At 72.9% G+C, this 16,609-nt stretch carries 14 protein-coding genes and 2 pseudogenes; 8 read left to right on the top strand and 8 right to left on the bottom strand.

Annotated features, from left to right (window positions below; genetic code table 11):
* Positions 1-86 precede the first annotated feature (86 nt).
* Positions 87-167, top strand: a pseudogene (locus BBH68_RS44205) (helix-turn-helix domain-containing protein); the annotation flags it as partial.
* A gap of 7 nt (positions 168-174) precedes the next feature.
* Here the strand turns inward: BBH68_RS44205 and BBH68_RS00430 are convergent.
* Entirely contained in the window at positions 175-672 is a 498-nt protein-coding gene (locus BBH68_RS00430; RefSeq protein ID WP_065958016.1) for a tautomerase family protein, read from the bottom strand.
* A 94-nt stretch (positions 673-766) separates the two neighbouring features.
* On the opposite strand from BBH68_RS00430, the gene BBH68_RS00425 reads away from it, so the two are divergent.
* Positions 767-1,258: a winged helix-turn-helix transcriptional regulator gene (locus tag BBH68_RS00425; RefSeq protein WP_065958013.1), complete on the top strand. Its 492-nt coding sequence runs from the start codon at positions 767-769 to the stop codon at positions 1,256-1,258.
* A 235-nt stretch (positions 1,259-1,493) separates the two neighbouring features.
* On the opposite strand, the gene BBH68_RS00420 is transcribed toward BBH68_RS00425, so the two are convergent.
* A complete protein-coding gene (locus BBH68_RS00420; RefSeq protein WP_065958010.1) occupies positions 1,494-2,711 on the bottom strand; it encodes an acyltransferase family protein in 1,218 nt (405 codons plus the stop codon).
* A gap of 91 nt (positions 2,712-2,802) precedes the next feature.
* On the bottom strand, positions 2,803-3,531 hold the full coding sequence (locus BBH68_RS00415; protein ID WP_065958008.1) for an SDR family NAD(P)-dependent oxidoreductase: 729 nt from the start codon (positions 3,529-3,531) through the stop codon (positions 2,803-2,805).
* Positions 3,532-3,596: 65 nt separating this feature from the next.
* Between BBH68_RS00415 and BBH68_RS00410 the strand changes: the two genes are divergently transcribed.
* Positions 3,597-4,145: a MarR family winged helix-turn-helix transcriptional regulator gene (locus BBH68_RS00410; protein WP_065958007.1), complete on the top strand. Its 549-nt coding sequence runs from the start codon at positions 3,597-3,599 to the stop codon at positions 4,143-4,145.
* A gap of 64 nt (positions 4,146-4,209) precedes the next feature.
* Positions 4,210-5,106, top strand: a complete 897-nt coding sequence (locus tag BBH68_RS00405) for a sigma-70 family RNA polymerase sigma factor (RefSeq protein ID WP_065958005.1) — start codon at positions 4,210-4,212, stop codon at positions 5,104-5,106.
* A gap of 1 nt (position 5,107) precedes the next feature.
* Here BBH68_RS00405 and BBH68_RS00400 read toward each other — a convergent pair whose 3' ends face one another.
* Entirely contained in the window at positions 5,108-6,796 is a 1,689-nt protein-coding gene (locus BBH68_RS00400) for a TlrC/CarA/OleB/SrmB family ABC-F type ribosomal protection protein (protein WP_065958004.1), read from the bottom strand.
* A gap of 309 nt (positions 6,797-7,105) precedes the next feature.
* Between BBH68_RS00400 and BBH68_RS00395 the strand changes: the two genes are divergently transcribed.
* From BBH68_RS00395 to BBH68_RS00385, 3 genes are all read left to right on the top strand, one after another.
* Entirely contained in the window at positions 7,106-7,903 is a 798-nt protein-coding gene (locus BBH68_RS00395) for a sulfite exporter TauE/SafE family protein (RefSeq protein WP_065958001.1), read from the top strand.
* Positions 7,904-8,069: 166 nt separating this feature from the next.
* Positions 8,070-9,260: an NAD(P)/FAD-dependent oxidoreductase gene (locus tag BBH68_RS00390; protein WP_065957999.1), complete on the top strand. Its 1,191-nt coding sequence runs from the start codon at positions 8,070-8,072 to the stop codon at positions 9,258-9,260.
* Positions 9,261-9,271: 11 nt separating this feature from the next.
* Positions 9,272-10,210, top strand: a complete 939-nt coding sequence (locus BBH68_RS00385; RefSeq protein WP_065957997.1) for a sigma-70 family RNA polymerase sigma factor — start codon at positions 9,272-9,274, stop codon at positions 10,208-10,210.
* 43 nt (positions 10,211-10,253) lie between these two features.
* On the opposite strand, the gene BBH68_RS00380 is transcribed toward BBH68_RS00385, so the two are convergent.
* A complete protein-coding gene (locus tag BBH68_RS00380) occupies positions 10,254-11,033 on the bottom strand; it encodes a TetR/AcrR family transcriptional regulator (protein ID WP_065957996.1) in 780 nt (259 codons plus the stop codon).
* A 137-nt stretch (positions 11,034-11,170) separates the two neighbouring features.
* On the opposite strand from BBH68_RS00380, the gene BBH68_RS00375 reads away from it, so the two are divergent.
* Positions 11,171-13,405: an ATP-binding cassette domain-containing protein gene (locus BBH68_RS00375; RefSeq protein WP_065958025.1), complete on the top strand. Its 2,235-nt coding sequence runs from the start codon at positions 11,171-11,173 to the stop codon at positions 13,403-13,405.
* 104 nt (positions 13,406-13,509) lie between these two features.
* Here the strand turns inward: BBH68_RS00375 and BBH68_RS00370 are convergent, their stop codons facing one another.
* From BBH68_RS00370 to BBH68_RS44385, 3 genes and pseudogenes are all read right to left on the bottom strand, one after another.
* Positions 13,510-14,001, bottom strand: a complete 492-nt coding sequence (locus tag BBH68_RS00370) for a GNAT family N-acetyltransferase (RefSeq protein WP_065957994.1) — start codon at positions 13,999-14,001, stop codon at positions 13,510-13,512.
* A gap of 40 nt (positions 14,002-14,041) precedes the next feature.
* Positions 14,042-15,094: a LacI family DNA-binding transcriptional regulator gene (locus tag BBH68_RS00365; RefSeq protein ID WP_065957992.1), complete on the bottom strand. Its 1,053-nt coding sequence runs from the start codon at positions 15,092-15,094 to the stop codon at positions 14,042-14,044.
* Between the two features lie 68 nt (positions 15,095-15,162).
* Positions 15,163-16,569 (bottom strand): annotated as a pseudogene (locus BBH68_RS44385) (MFS transporter); the annotation flags it as partial.
* Positions 16,570-16,609 lie beyond the last annotated feature (40 nt).

Raw genomic sequence — 16,609 nt, 5'->3', positions numbered from 1 at the left:
AAAATTAGATTAGCCGCGACAACCTACTAGTGCCGCATCAGAGAACCTTTGCCCTGTGGTGACGTGACGCGCCGTTCGGATGCTGGACCAGTGCGGACCGGGTCCGGGACGTGCTCCACAACTTCAACGCCGATGGCTTCGAGGCGCTCCACCCGAAGGACAAGGGGCCGCTCATCAGGGCAGGCGGGCGTGTTCGGCTCGGCTGGCAGCGATCCGTTCACGCGCGAGCCTACGGGCCCGCTTGGTGTCGCCGCCGGTGAGTCGGGCGAGGATTGTCGCGAGCGGTCTGATCTGGCCCCAGCCGCCCCAGTGGCCCTCGGGGATCTCGGTGGGGAATACCCATATCCGGCTGGCGTCACGCGGCCAGGCGCCGTTCTCCGCGTCGAGGATTGCCTCGGTGACCTCGGCGATGACGCTCGCACGCTTCTGTTCGTCGAGCTGGCCCTCGGGGACGGACGGGACGACCTTGTAGCGAGGTGCGTCCGCGGGTTCTCCGCCGACGTAGATGCCGGCCGGTCGGTGCAGCCAGAGCCAGGAGACGGAACGGCTCACCGGATCGGCGGGGTCGAATCCCTCGTTGCGGACGAGGATTTCGGTGATGCGGTTCAGCAGCGCCGTCTCCGCGTCCGGCTGGAGCGCGCCGTCGGGAATGTGCACGTCAAGCATGGGCATGGGCGATCTCCTTTGTGAGTTTAATTCTTCAACTCAGGCGGGAGCCTATGAGGGCTAAGTCCAGCTTGTAAACCCAGGTGGGTACACTCGCCCCATGGAGACGCGGCGAATCGACCCAGTGAACTGCTCGGTGGCACGCGCCCTCTCGGTGGTGGGGGAGCGCTGGTCGTTGCTGATCGTCCGTGAAGCGCTGGACGGCGCACGCCGGTTCGGAGAGTTCCACTCTCGCCTCGGGATCGCCAGAAATCTCCTGGCGACTCGGCTCGAGACCTTGGTGACCGCGGGAGTGATGCGCCGCGTGCCCTATCAGGAGCCCGGGGATCGGCAGCGCTTCGCCTACGAACTAACCGAGCAGGGCCGGGCGTTGCGGCCCACGCTCGTGGCGCTCCTGGAATGGGGTGACACGTACCTCGCCGACCCGCGGGGCCCGTCGGTCATCGTCCGGCACCGGCCCGCCGACGATGAGAGCTCCTGCGACGAGCCGGTCAAGGTCGTCCTCAAGTGCGCTGCGGGGCACAGCCACCTCGCCCCGGACGACGTTTGCCGCACGCCCGGGCCGGGCGCGCGCTTCGTGGAAAGCTCCTGAGATCCCAGGATCCTACTCGGCAGCTCATATCGTGAGAAGCATGATCCACGCAGTGGGGTCGACGCCTGGGCCATGGGGCAAACGTTGGATGCTGTGGCACTAGGGTCCGTCTTCAAAGGGGGCGTCCGGCCGCGAGCGGCGTCTGGTGCAGGGGGCACCTCCCAGCGGTAGCTGGGGGAGCATCGCAAGGCGGAGGATCGCCCTCGTACTGGGCGTACTCGGGCGAGGACCTGAGCTATACCGTCGTGCCCTGACGGCCCTCGCGGGAGCGCATGCCGAACAGGAAACGCGTCACCGGCGTCCGGCGGATCGCGTACTCGTACACCACGAGGATCACCGCGAGCGAACCCGCCACGATGGCCGCGTACTTGACCGCGATCGGCGCGGACCAGCCCACCACCCCGTACGCGAAAGCGACCACCACCGGCTGGTGCAGCACATACAGCGGCAGCGCGGCGGCCGTGAGGTACTCCCGGACCGGCCGGCCGCGGGGCGCGGGCCGGGGCCCGGGGTGGGCGCGGAGGCGGGGGCGGGGGCGGTCCAGGAGGCCGAGGATCGCCATCACCCAGCACCACCCCGCCGCCCCGAACATCGCCCGGGTGGACAGCGCGAGCGGGGTCCACGCGGTGAACGGGTCGTCCCCCACCACGAACCCCGGCGCGGTCCCCGCGAACAGGGCCACCCCGAGCACCCCGACCGGTACGGCCAGGCGGCGCATCGCGGCACGGATCCGCTCGTCGTCGGCCAGCGCGTAGCCGTAGAGGAAGAACAGCAGGTACGCCCAGCGGTTCCAGCCCGCGAAGCCCTCCTCCATGCCCAGCAGCGCGTTGATCGCGGCGAGCGGCAGCGCGGGCAGGAGCAGCAGACCGGGTCTGCGCCCCAGCGCGGTGGCGGCGCGCCCGGAGCCGGTCCCGAGCACCGCCGCCACCGGTGCGAGCAGCAGGCAGAAGGCGAGCAGGAGCACGACGAACCACAAGTGGCCGGTCTCGAAGTGGCGCCCTTCGAGGACGAAGGGGAAGTCGGCCGGGTCCGGGTGGACGGTGAGGAAGCGCAGCCAGAAGCGCCCGTACGACTCGTGGTAGCCGGGGTCGGCGGCGCGCAGCCGCAGCCACTGGGGGAGCGGGAGCAGCGTGAGCGTCGCGAAGACCAGCGGGACACCGAGGCGCAGCAGCCGCTCGCGGGCGAAGCCGCCGGGGCCCCGGCGGCGGATCGAGTGCCGGGCACCCAGGCCCGCGACGAGGAACAGCATGGGCATCGCCCACACCACCCCGAACCCGGCCAGGACGGTGATGGCGCCGGTGGTCTCGGCGTTCTTGACGTAGAAGTCGTCGTCCGGGTCGAAGACGAGCGCGGCGTGGAAGAAGACCAGGCCGAGCACGACGAGCGCGCGCATCGTGTCGAGCTCACCGCGCCGGCGAGCGGAGGCGGGCCGCTCGGGCTCGCTGTTGTCCATCTGTCCCCCCGTTGACGGCCACTTCGGCCGGGTCAACCCCGCTCGTCAGGGTAGCGGTCGACGAGTTCGCTGCCGATCCTCCTGCGGGTGGCTAACGGGTCGTGAAGGCGCCTCCGTTGACGTGGATCGTCTGGCCCGTGATGTGCCGGGCGCCCGGGGAGGCGAGGAAGAAGGCGGTCTCGGCGATCTCCTCGGGCCGGCCGGCGCGCTTGTTGTGGGTCTCGGCGACGAGGGCGTCGTGGCGCTCGCGGGTCATCCCGTCGCCGAAGAAGTTGGTGTTCTCCACATACCCGGACGCGATCACGTTGGCCGTGACCCCGCGCGGGCCCAGTTCGGCGGACAGGAAGGCGTTCCAGGCGGCGAGCGCTGCCTTCGCCGCGCCGTAGGCGCCGCCGCCCCGCTCGGCGCCGATGGAGCCGATGCTGATGACCGTCCCGCCCGGGGCCAGCTTCTCCCGCACGGCGGTGGTGGTCAGGACGGCCGTCATCAGGTTCTGCGCCCAGTTGGTCTCCCACTGGGCCCTGACCGCGTCGAGGGGCGAACCGTCGCCGGTGACGGCAGGCGGCAGGCCGCCCGCCGCGTTGACGAGGACGTCGAGGGTGTCGAGCGTGTCGCCGAGGCGGGCGGCCAGCGCCTCGATCTGGCCGGTCTCGGTCGCGTCGCAGACGACACCGCGGACGCCCAGCTCCTTGGCCGCCCGCTCGACGGTTTCCTGGCGGCGCCCGGTGACGGTGACATCCGCGCCGTCGGCGGCGAACCGGGCGGCGGTGGCCAGGCCGATGCCGCTGGTTCCTCCGGTGATGAGCACGGTACGGGGCATGGGTAAGCTCCTCCCAGCTGCTACGTTTAGATCTAAACGTAGATGCCTCGCAGGGGAGTACGCAAATGGCCGACGACGAGACCGCCCCCCCGGAGCAGCCGACCGAGCCCTATCCGGTGGCCGAGATCGCCGCCGCCTGGCGGCGCGAACGCCCCAGCGCGCCCACCGAGTCGATCGAGATCGTCACCCCGATCTGGCGGCTGGCCAAGCTCTTCGACGACGACCGCGCCAGGGCCCTGCGCGCCGCGGGCATCGACGCCGCCACCCTCGACCTGCTCTCGGTCATCCGCCGCTCCGGCCCCCCGTACGCCCTCACCACCCGCGAGATCAGCCGCCGGACCCTGGTCACCGCCGGCGCCATCTCCCAGCGCGTGGCGCGCGCCGAACGCGAGGGGCTGGTCCGCCGCGCCCCGGGCGGCACGGGGCGGCGCAGCGTGCTGGTGTCCCTGACGGACGAGGGACACGCGCTCATCGAGCGCTCCGTCGACGAGGTGCTGGGGCGCGAGGCCCGGCTGGTGGCGGGGCTCTCTGCGGAGGAGCGGGAACTGCTGACCGGCCTGCTCGCCAAGCTGACGGCGGACGTCAGGCGGCGGATCGGGGCCTCGGAGGAGTGACCCGGCCCCCCGGCCGGTAGCGTCCGTCACCGAACTGACGGACCGCAGCACGAGGACGTGACGGGTGAGCGACAGAGAAGTCCTGGCCGAGAGATTCGAGGAGCACCGCTCCCATCTGCGTGCCGTGGCCTACCGCATGCTGGGCTCGCTGAACGAGGCCGACGACGCCGTGCAGGAGACCTGGCTGAAGCTGAGCCGCTCCGACGTCTCCGACGTGCGCAACCTGGGCGGCTGGCTCACCACCGTGGCCGGCCGGGTGTGCCTGGACATGCTGCGCTCCCGTGGCACGCGCCGTGAGGAGCCGCTGGAGGACCAGGACGGGCTGATCCGGCTGCCCGATCCGGTGGTGAGCGGCCGGGGCGGGGTGGATCCCGAGCAGGAGATCTTGGTCGCCGACTCGGTGGGGATCGCCCTCATGATCGTGTTGCAGACCCTCGCGCCCGCCGAGCGGCTGGCGTTCGTCCTGCACGATCTGTTCTCGGTCCCCTTCGACGAGATCGCGCCCATCCTGGGCCGCACCCCCGCCTCCACCCGGCAGCTCGCCAGCCGCGCCCGCCGCCGGGTCGAGGGGGCCGCGCCGGCGGCGGACACCGACGCGGCCCGCAAGCGCGAGGTGGTGGACGCCTTCCTCGCCGCCTCGCGCGGCGGCGACTTCGACGCCCTCCTCGCCGTCCTCGACCCCGACGTCGTGGCGCGCTCCGACGGCGGCACCCTCCGCCCGAGCCTGCTGCGGCGCGGCGCGGCGGACGTGGCCTCGCAGGCGATCACCTTCGCCCGGTTCGCGGAGACCGGACACGCGGTGCTGGTCAACGGCTCGCCCGGGGTGGTGTCCGTCGCGGAGGGCCGGGCGGTGTCGGTCATGGCGTTCACGATCCGGGGCGGCAGGATCGCGGCGATCGACATCCTCACCGACCCCGAGCGGCTCGCGGGGCTCGACCTGGGGAGCGTGCTGCCCGGCTGAGCTACGTCCGCCGGCCCGCTGTCGCGGTGGCGTCGGCGTCCACGTGTCCGGCCCGCATCTCCAGGTGGCGTCCGGTGAAGCGGGCACGCATACGGCGGTCGTGGGTGACGACGACGAGCGCGCCCGAGTAACCCGCCAGGGCTTCTTCCAGCTCTTCGACGAGGGCGGGGGAGAGGTGGTTGGTGGGCTCGTCCAGCAGCAGCAGGTCGGCCGGCTCGCTGACCAGGCGGGCCAGCTCGATCCGGCGCCGCTGCCCGTACGACAGTTCGCCCACGGTCAGCCGCAGGTCCGCCGGGGCGAACAGGCCCAGGGAGAGCAGGGCGTCGGTGTGCTCGTCCAGGTCGCCCGCGCGGCCGTGGGCGAAGGCCTGCGGCAGGGTCAGGCCGGATGGCCAGGGGGTGGCCTCCTGCCGCAGGTGCGCCACCCGGCCGTGGACGCGCGCCGTCCCCTCGTCCGGCGGCAGTTCACCGGCCAGAACCCGCAGGAGCGTGGTCTTGCCCGCCCCGTTGGGCCCGGTGATCAGCAGCCGCTCGCCGCCCGCGATCCGCAGCGCGGGCACGCGCAGCCGGTCCCCGACGCGGACGCCGGTGAGTTCGGCCGCAGGCCGCGGCGCCCGGTCGCCCGCGCCACCGTCACCACCGTCATCGCCGGCTGCGGTGGTGAGGCGGGCGGCGAAGACCAGCGGCTCCGGTGGTGGGGCGACAGGGCGGTCGGTGAGGCGCTCGACGCGTTCCTTGGCGTTGCGGATACGGGCCATCGCACCGTGGCCACGGCCCCGGGCGCGGAAGGCGCCATGGCCGAACACGGCCAGCGACGCCTTCTGCGGGATGGCATCCAGCCGGGCCACGTTCGTGGCGGCCAGCTTCCGGTTGCGCGCCAGCTCGGCGCACCAGTCCTCGTACTCCCGCAGCCGGCGCCGGCGCTCGGCGGCCTTGGCGGCGAGATACCCGTCGTAGCCGTCGCCGTAGCGCGCCACCTTCCCCTCGCCGACTTCCAGGATCGTGGTGGTGACCTTCTCCAGGAACACCCGGTCGTGGGTGACCGCGAGCACGGTGCCGCGATGCGCCCGCAGGTGCGCCTCCAGCCAGGCCACCGCCTGGTCGTCCAGGTCGTTGGTCGGCTCGTCCAGCAGCAGCAGCTCCGGCCGGGACGCGAGGGTGGCGGCGAGCGCCAGCCGCGACCGCTCGCCACCGGACAGCGAGCCCAGCACCCGGGCGCGGTCCAGGCCCGGCAGGCCGAGCCCGTGCAGGGCGATGTCCACGCGGGCGTCCGCCTCGTAGCCGCCGCGCGCCTCGTACCGGGCGACCAGGCCCGCATACGTGTCGAGCGCCGCCGTGAGCTGGGCCCCCGTCAGGCCGCGCAGCCCCGACTCGGCGTGGCGCATCCGCGCTTCGAGGTCACGCAGATCGGCCAGGGCCAGATCGACGGCGTCCTGGACACTGGCCTCGGGCGGCAGCTCGAGGGACTGGGCGAGATAGCCGACGCCGCCGGGCGCGACCACGGTCAGCTCGCCGTTGTCGGGCAGGTCCCGCCCGGCGACCAGCCTGAGGAGCGTGGATTTCCCCGCCCCGTTGTCGCCGATGATGCCGGCCTTCTCACCCGGCCTGATAGTGAAGGACACGTCGTCCAGCACCATGTGGTCGTCGTAGCGGCGGGTGACGTGCTGAAGAGAGAGTTGTGCGGCAACCATGGGAGAGTCCCCTGTTCTCGGCCGTGCCGATCAGAACGGGCGGATGGGCGCGTCCGCGCACACCGGGGCACCGGGACACCGGAACACCCCATGGCGCCCCCGCCGAGGCGGGTGGCGTCAGCTCGCGTAAAAGGGGAGCGGCGGCGCGGAGGAGAACGCGCGACGGCGGAGCCGAGCTCGACGCGGTCGCGCGGGGACTGTCACAGAGAACCCATGCGCAGCACCGTACACCGGGGGTTGGCGAGCGCGCAGGTCATTTTCGGCCGCCTGAGGGGTCCGGAAGGCGGGGGCTTAGCATAAGCCCCTGGCATGGACACCATCACTCTCTGGGAACTCGTCGCGCTCGCCGGGGCCGCGACCCTCGTCGGGTTCTCGAAAACAGCGGTCAGCGGCGCCAACACGGTCAGCCTCGCGATCTTCGCGGCCGTACTCCCGGCCCGTGAGTCGACCGGGATACTGCTCCCGCTGCTCATCGTCGGCGACATGTTCGCCGTCCGCGCCTATCGGCGCCACGCCGACTGGGCGACGCTCGTGCGGCTGTTCCCCGCCGTGGCCGCCGGGGTGGTGGCGGGCACGGTGTTCATGCTGTGGGCCGACGACGCCGCGGTGCGCACCTCCATCGGGGTGATCCTGCTGGTGATGGCCTCGATCACGGTCTGGCGCCGGCGGACGGCCGGACAACAGGCGAGAGAGCAGAAGGGACAGGGGGAAGAGGAGGGGCGGGGCGAGCCGGCGGGGGAGGGGCGGCAGCGCGCGCGGCTCAAGGCCGGGTCGTACGGGGTGCTCGGCGGGTTCACCACGATGGTGGCCAACGCGGGCGGGCCGGTCATGTCGATGTATCTGCTTTCCGCGGGCTTCCGGAAGCTCGGCTTCCTGGGCACCTCGGCGTGGTTCTTCCTGATCGTCAACGTCGCCAAGGTGCCCTTCAGCGTCGGCCTCGGCCTGATCGACAGACACTCGCTGCTGCTGGACGCGGGCCTGGCGCTGTGCGTGGTCCCCGGGGCGTTCCTGGGCAGGGCGGTGGTGGACCGGATCAACCAGCGGCTCTTCGAGCGGTTGGTGATCGCGGCCACCGTGGTGGGCGGGCTCCAGCTGCTCCTGCGCTGAGGCTCCTCCCGGGCTCCGCCGCCCTCGCTCTCCTCGCTCTTCTCGTTCGCCTCGGCCTCGTCGTACTCGGCGAGGTGATGCGGTGACCCGCGTCACACCCGGCTCCTGTCAGCAATCGGGGCGCCGTCTCGTTCAAGGGGCACGCGCATGAGACAGGAGCATCGCCATGAAGCACCGCATCGTCGTACTCGGCGCCGGATACGCCGGCGCCTTCGCCGCCGGAAACCTGGCCCGCCGGCTGTCCCCCGCCGACACCGAGATCACCGTCGTCAACGCCGTGCCCGATTTCGTCGAGCGGATGCGGCTGCACCAGCTCGCGATCGGCCAGGACCTGGCGTTCCCCAAGCTCGCCGACGTGTTCGCGGGCACCGGGGTGCGGCTGCGCCTGGCGCGTGTCACCGCGGTCGACCCCGAGCGCAGGACGGTCGCCGTGACCGGCGAGGACGGCGACGGCGAGCTGACGTACGACACCCTTCTCTACGCGCTCGGCAGCTCGGTCGCCCGCCATGGCGTGCCCGGCGTGGCCGAGTACGCCTTCGACGTGACCGGCCGGTCCTCGGCGCTGCGGCTGCGCGAGCGCCTGGCCGGCCTGGGCGCGGGGGGTGCCGTGCTGGTCGTCGGGGAGGGGCTGACCGGCATCGAGACCGCCACCGAGTTCGCCGAGTCCCGGCCCGACCTGTCGGTCGCGCTCGCCGCCCGCGGCGAGCTGGGCGCCTGGCTCTCCCCGAAGGCCCGCCGCCATCTGCGCCAGACCTTCGCCCGGCTCGGCATCACCGTCCACGAGAACACCGGCATCGAAGCCGTCGAGCCGACACGGGCGATCGCCGCCGGCGGTACGTCCATCCCGGCCGATGTGACCGTGTGGTCGGCCGGGTTCGCCGTGGACCCCCTCGCGGCCGCCGCCGGCCTGGAGGTCACCGAGGCCGGCCGGATCGTCGTCGACCGGACCATGCGCTCGGTCTCGCACCCGGACGTCTACGCCGCCGGTGACTGCGCCTACGCGATCGGCGACAACGGCCGGCCGCTGCCGATGTCCTGCGCGTCGGCCGGCTCCACCACCATGCAGGCGGCCGCCGCCATCATCGCGCGCCTGACGGGCGGCGAGGTCCCGACCGTCGGGCTGAAGTACTACGGCAACCACATCAGCCTGGGGCGGCGGGACGCGATCTTCCAGATGGTGGACGCCGACGTCCGGTCGAAGTCCTGGTACCTGGGCGGCCGGACCGCCGCGCGGCTCAAGGCAGGCGTGCTCAAGGGGGCCGGGTGGAGCATCGCCCACCCGACCTTCGGCATGCCGAAGCGCAAGCGCCGCCTGGCCACCGCGCCCGGCCGGGCCGGCGCGAAGGCCGCCGCATAGGCTCCTTGAGCATGGACAGCGCAGCCATCGATCGATTCGAGGCCGGCCGGGGTCGGCTGGCCTCGCTCGCGTACCGTCTGCTCGGCTCGGCCGCCGACGCCGAGGACGCCGTGCAGGACACGTTCCTGCGCTGGCAGGCGGCGGACCGGGGACGCATCGAGGCGCCGGAGGCGTGGCTGACCAAGGTCGTCACCAATCTCTGCCTCGACCGGCTCCGTTCGGCGCAGGCGCGCCACGAGCGGGCCGTCGGAGACTGGCTGCCCGAGCCACTCCTCGAGGGCGACCCGATGCTCGGCCCCGCCGACACCTTCGAGCAGCGCGAATCGGTGTCGTTGGCGGTACTGACCCTCATGGAGCGCCTCTCGCCGGTCGAGCGCGCCGCTTACGTCCTGCGTGAGGCCTTCTCGTACTCCCATGCCGAGATCGCGGGGATCCTCGACATCACCGAGTCCGCGAGCCAGCAGCATGTCCACCGGGCCCGGCGCCGGGTCACCGCCGAGCGCCGCGGCGGCGGCGAGGTGGACCCCGCGTCCGCACGCCGGATCGTCGAAGAGTTCCTCGCCGCGGCCACGTCGGGGCGCACCGAACGGCTGGTGGCGATGCTCACCGCCGACGCGACCGCCGTCTCGGACGGCGCCGGACTGGCCAGGCGGCTGCTGCGGCACACGACACGGGAGCGCATCGCCTCCTACGTGCGGGCCGGCTTCAAGCCCACCCCGGCGAAGCGGCGGCTGGCGGGCGGCTCCCCCGCGCTCCACATCGCGCTGGTCAACGGCTCGCCGGCAGTCGTCGCCGTGGTCGACGGCCGGGTCGTGGGCGTCGTGGCGTTCGAGGTCGCCGACGGCAAGGTCGCGTCCCTGCGCGGCATCGCCGCCGCGGGCCGGCTCGCGCGCCTCAACGAGGCCTGGCGGCGGCACGCACCCGGCGCGCCGGTCGTCACCGCATGGTGACCGGAGCCGCCGGAATCCAGTGGCCCAGGCGCCGCCGGGTGACCTAGGCGCCGCCCCGGGACGCGATGAGCGCGGCGAGGCCGTCCAGGATCCGCTCCAGGCCGAAGCGGAAGACGTAGTCGGGGTTGTACGGGCTCTGGTGGGCCGCGCCCGCGGCGGCGCCCACCCGGGCGGCGAGGGGGTAGCGCTCGGCGTCGAAGACCTTGGCCAGCAGGGGCGCGTGGGCCTCCCACCACTGGGCGTCGGACATGGCGCTGTCCCGGGCTGCGGCCTGGGCGTCCGACTCGGAGCGGGCCACGGAGCGGACGAAGTCGAACAGGAGGCTGACCGCGGCGTCCATCTCGACGTCGTCCAGGCCCAGGCCCTCGAACACGGCCAGTTCGTGCTCGTACCTGGCCATGATGCCCGGGCCGAGCGGCGGGCGGATGGCGGGCAGGGTCGCCACCCAGGGGTGGCGGCGGCACAGCTCCAGGTTCTCGCGCGCCAGGGCCTCGGCCCGGGCGCGCCAGGGGCCGTCCGGCCGGCCGGTGCGCGGCATGTCCAGGCAGACGGCGTCCATCATCAGGTCCAGCAGCTCGGCCTTGCCGGGCACGTAGGTGTAGAGGGTCATGGGGGTGACGCCGAGGCGCTGGGCGACCCCGCGCATGGTCAGCGCCTCCAGGCCGCCGGAGTCGGCGAGCGCGATGGCGGCCCGGACGACGGCGTCGACGCTCAGGCCCTGTCTGGGGCCGCGGCGGGGTGGCGCGTCCTGGGGGGCGGGCTCGCGCCACAGCAGTTCCAGGGTGCGGGCCGGGTCTCCCGCGCCGCTGCGTTCCTTGGCCATACACACCGTTCCTCGCCCGGCCGCGCTCCTCCGCGGCTATTCTGTACGTCGTATAGAGTACAGCGTACGTAGATCGTGTTCCAGGAGGAGAAGCCGTGAACGCCACGTCCGGACCCCGCCCGGCCGACAGCCACCATGTGATCCAGGTCCGCGGAGCACGGGCGAACAACCTCAAGGACGTCTCCCTGGACATCCCCAAGCGTAGGCTCACGGTCTTCACCGGGGTGTCGGGATCCGGGAAGTCCTCGCTGGTGTTCGGCACCATCGCCGCCGAGTCGCAGCGGCTGATCAACGAAACGTACACGGCCTTCGTCCAGTCGTTCATGCCGAGCCTGAGCCGCCCCGACGTGGACGGGCTGCACAATCTGAGCGCCGCGATCGTCGTCGACCAGGAGCGGATCGGCGCCAACTCCCGCTCCACCGTGGGCACCGCCACCGACGCCTACACCATGCTGCGGATCGTCTTCAGCCGGCTCGGCACCCCGCACATCGGCACCTCGACCGCCTTCAGCTTCAACAGCCCCGAGGGCATGTGCCCGGCGTGCGAGGGGCTCGGCCAGGTCTCCAAGATCGACGTCGATCAGCTGGTGGACCGCGGACTGTCCCTGAACGAGGGCGCCATCACCGTCCCCACCTTCGCCGTGGACTCCTGGTACTGGCAGGTCATGGCCCACTCCGGCCTCTTCGACCCGGACAAGAAGCTCGCGGACTACACCGAGGGGGAGTGGGCGGACTTCCTCCACAAGGAGTCCACCAAGATCAAGATCGGCTCCCACAACATCAACTACGAGGGGCTCATCCCCAAGATCCAGCGGCTCTACCTCTCCAAGGACCGCGAATCGATGCAGCCCCACATCCGCGCCTTCGTGGACCGGGCCGTCGTCTTCGCCGACTGCCCGGACTGCGGCGGCACCCGGCTGAGCGCCGCCGCGCTCTCCTCGACCATCGGCGGAGTCAACATCGCCCAGTGCTCGGCCATGCAGATCAGCGAACTCGCCGGGTTCGTACGGGGCATCGACGACGCCTCGGTGGCGCCGCTGCTCGCCAATCTGCGGCAACTGCTCGAATCACTGGTCGAGATCGGGCTCGGCTATCTGAGCCTGGACCGCCCCTCCGCCACCCTCTCCGGCGGCGAGGCGCAGCGCGTCAAGATGGTGCGACACCTGGGCTCCAGCCTGACCGATGTGACATACGTCTTCGACGAGCCGACCGTCGGCCTGCACCCGCACGACATCCAGCGGATGAACGACCTGCTGCTGCGGCTGCGCGACAAGGGCAACACGGTGCTGGTCGTCGAGCACAAGCCCGAGGTGATCGCCATCGCCGACCACGTGGTGGACCTCGGCCCCGGCGCGGGCACGAGCGGCGGCGAGATCTGCTTCACCGGCGACGTCAGCGGGCTGCGCGCCTCCGGCACCCTCACCGGGCGCCACCTGGAACACCGGGCGCGGCTGCGCGAGACGGTCCGCACCCCGCGCGGGCAGCTGTCCATCAAGGGCGCCGACCTGCACAACCTCAAGGGCGTCGACGTGGACATCCCCACCGGCGTGCTAACCGTGGTCACCGGCGTCGCCGGGTCGGGCAAGAGCTCGCTGATCCACGGATACCTCGCCGGACGGGACGGGGTGGTGGTGGCCGACCAGTCGCCCATCCGTGGTTCACGCCGCTCCAACCCGGCCACGTACACCGGGCTGCTTGGCCCGATCCGTACCGCCTTCGCCAAGGCCAACGGCGTCAAGGCCGCCCTCTTCAGCGCCAATTCGGAAGGGGCCTGCCCCCACTGCAACGGCATCGGGCTGATCTACACCGACCTGGCGATGATGGCCGGGGTGGCCTCGGTGTGCGAGCAGTGCGAGGGCAAGCGGTTCACGCCCGAGGTGCTGACGTACACGCTGCGCGGCAAGAACATCAGCGAGGTGCTGGCCATGTCGGTGGCGGAGGCCCACGAGTTCTTCCCCTCCGGGCAGGCACACGCCGTCCTGGGGCGGCTGGTGGACGTCGGGCTGAGCTATCTGCGGCTCGGCCAGCCGCTGAACACCCTCTCCGGCGGCGAGCGCCAGCGCATCAAGCTGGCCATCCACATGGCCGAGAAGTCCTCGACGTACATCCTGGACGAGCCGACCACCGGACTCCACCTGGCCGACGTGGACAAGCTGCTGGCCCTGCTGGACCGGCTGGTGGACGACGGAAACACGGTCGTCGTCATCGAACACCACCAGGCCGTGATGGCACACGCCGACTGGCTCGTCGACCTCGGCCCCGGCGGCGGCCACGACGGCGGCCGGGTGGTGTTCACCGGCACCCCCGCCGACCTGGTCGCCCACGGCGACACCCTGACGGCCCGCCACCTGCGGGAGTACGTGGGGGTCTGATTCTCCCGGGCGGTCGGTCCACGTGTCGCCGGAGCCGGTGTGTCGGCCGGCCGCCCAGGACGGCCGGCGCGTCGGCCGGCCGGCCGCTTGGGGCAGTCGGCGCGTCAGCCGGTGGCGGTGAGCCGGCGCCGGTACCGGATCGCGGGCTTCCCCTCGAGCGTGATGTCCTCCACGGCCGTGAACCCGCTGCCCCGGAGCACGGCCATGGAGGCCGCATTGTCGCGGGTGGCGGACGCCATGAGCGTGGTCAGCCCGTACGACCCGACGGCCAGGCGGCACACCTCCGCGACGGCGGCCTTCGCGACACCCCGGCCGGCGGCCCGCTCGCCCACGCGATAGCCGAGGTCCGCCGAGCCCTCCACGGCATCCATCAGATTGACCCGGCCGACCAGGTCTCCCGCCTCGTCCAGGACCACATGGAAGTGGCACACCCCCGCCTCCTGCTCGGCCAGCCGCAGGCGGTGGAGGGCGGCGAAGTCCGCGAAGTACGCGTCGCCGCGGTCCGGGACGGACCGCGCGAAATACTCGCGGTTCTCCCGTTCGAAAGCCAGCAGGGCGGGCGCGTGGTCCGCCCGGAGCCGCTCCAGTCTCACCATGCAAGGAGCATACGGCCCGGCCCGAGCCGCGCGCCGCCCGTTAAATCCCGGGCGCGGGTGCGGGGCCGGTGCTGCGGCGGACGACCAGCTCGGTGGGGATGTCCACCCGGACCCCCGGCTCGGGCGCGCGGTGGAGCTGGTCCAGCATTAGCGCCAGACAGCGGCGGCCCACCTCGGCGAAGTCCGTACGGACGGTGGTCAGCGGCGGCAGCAGATGCGCGGCCTCGGGGATGTCGTCGTAGCCGACCACGCTGACGTCCTCGGGCACCCGGCGCCCGGCCTCGTGCAGGGCGCGCAGCACACCCACCGCCATCTGGTCGTTCGACACGAACACCGCCGTGACCTCCGGCCGCTCGGCCACCCGGCGGCCCAGCTCATAGCCCGAGTCCGCGCTCCAGTCCCCGAACAGCGGCCCGGGCGCGGCGGCCCCCGCGTCCTTCAGCGCCGCCCGCCAGCCGTCCACCCGGGCCTCCGCCGCGATCCAGCCCACCGGGCCCGCGATGTGCCAGACCGTGCGGTGGCCGAGGGCAAGCAGGTGCTCGGTGGCCTGGCGGGCGCCGGACGCCGAGTCCCCGGCGACGACCGGGATCCGCTCCCCGAAGCTCTTGTCGAGGGTGACCAGCGGGATGTCGTGGCCCGACTCCACCAGGGCCTGGCTCACCGAGCGCTGCGGCGCGATGGCGATCACCCCGTCCGCGCCCTCGCCCAGCAGCCGGTCCAGCGCGCTCGCCACGGACGCCTGGTCGGCGGCGGTCAGCGCGATCGTACTGACCAGGTAACCGGCCGACTGCGCCGCCTCGTTGATCCCCGCCAGAGTGGCGGCCGGGCCGAAGCGGGTCGCGTCGAAGGAGATCACACCGAGCATCCGGCTGCGCCCGCTGGCCAGCGTGCGGGCGCTCGCGGTCGGCCGGTAGCCCAGCTCCCGCATCGCGGCCCGCACCCGCTCCCGGGTCTCCGCCCGGACCTTCGGATGGTCGTTGAGCACCCGCGACACGGTCTGCCCGGACACCCCCGCGAGCCGGGCCACATCCGCCATCCGGGCCCCGGAGCCGGCCGTGCCCCGGCGCCGCCTGGTCCTGGCGGGCTCCGCCATACCGGGTCTTCCCTCCTGCTGCCGCGCCTGCCGCGCCTGCCTGGCTGTGTTCGCGTGCCTACACCCTAGGGGGTGTCCTGGGCCCCGGCGCCTGTGCCGGGGACGGCGCGGTGGTGGCCGCCGGGCGGGTGGCGGCGGCCCGGCGCGGCGTGGTGGCGCGGATCAGCCAGACCGTCGTGGCCAGGCAGACCGCCGACACGGCGGCCAGGATCAGGGGTACGGCGCGGATGCCCGACAGCTCGATGGCCTTGCCCAGCGCGGGGCTCGCCGCCACGCCGCCGACCATGGAGGCCGCGATGACCAGCGCCCCGGCCCGGCGGGCGCGCGGTGCCGCGTCGTTCAGCCACGGCAGGCCGGTCGGGAAGATCGGCGCGATGAACAGGCCGACGCCCGCGTACGCGAACGGCGCCGGCGCGGGCACCGCGGCGAGCAGCAGGCAGGCGGTCATGCCCGCGCAGCTCACCACGATGATGGACCGGGCGGGCCAGCGCAGCGCGAGGGGCACGACCAGGAAGCGGCCGACCGTCATCATCAGCCAGTACACGGAGGTCGCGGACGCGGCGGCGGTGGCGCCGTAGCCGACGGTCTCCAGGTGGGTGGGTTCCCAGCCGCCGACCCCCGCCTCGATGCCGACGTGGAGGACGTAGAGCAGGACGAAGGCACCCAGCACGGTGGCCAGGCCGCGGGACCGCGCCCGCGCCCGCCGCGCCTCGGCGTCGTTCCCGCCGTCCGCGCCGTCCGCGCCGTCCGCGCCGTCCGCGCGCGCCGTCCGCGCCGTCCGCGCCGTTCGCGTCGTCCGCGACGCCCCCGCGGCCTCCGCCGTCCCGTGCCGCGTCGTCCCCGCCGGCCTGGCCGTCCCGGCCGTCCGCCGTGCGCGGCGGGGCCTCGTCGCGCACGCCCGCCAGGCACAGCAGCAGCGGCAGGGTCAGCGCGGCGAAGCCGAGGAAGACGGCGGTGTACCGGTCCGCCCCCACCAGCCCGATCAGCGCGGGCCCGAGGATCGCGCCGATGCCGAAGTGGGCGTTGAGGACGTTGAGCATGGCGGTGCTGCGGCGCCCGAAGCCGACGGCGAACAGCTGGTTCAGGCCGTAGTCGATGCCGCCGAAGCCGAGGCCGGCCACCAGCGCCATGGCGAGGGCGGCGGGCCACGCGGGGGCCAGGGCGAAACCGGCCGCGCCGACGGCCATGAGCAGATACGAACCACCCAGGAGCTTGCGGTTGCCGATGCGGCCGGCGTCGGCCCGGCCGAAGAGCCGGTCGAAGACGAGGACGCCCGCGACGCCCCCGAGGAAGTGCGCGCTCAGGCCCAGGCCGGCGGTGGAGGGCGTCAGGCCGAACTCGTCGCGGAAGGCGGGGATCGCCGGGCCGTAGAGCGCCTGGAGGGCGCCGATCAGGATGAAGCCCACGCACGACGCGACCACCGCGGCGCGGCTGAACAGCGGGGTCCGATCGTCGGGCCCAGGGAGCGAGCGCATGCTCGGAGGCTTGTCCACGACCCGGAGTGTTACCGCTAAC

Origin of the sequence: Streptomyces sparsogenes, assembly GCF_001704635.1 — a bacterium.
In the GTDB taxonomy this organism is placed as follows: Bacteria; Actinomycetota; Actinomycetes; order Streptomycetales; family Streptomycetaceae; genus Streptomyces; species Streptomyces sparsogenes.
Note: the sequence above shows the minus strand (reverse complement) of the source record. Positions and strands in the feature narration are given on the sequence as shown.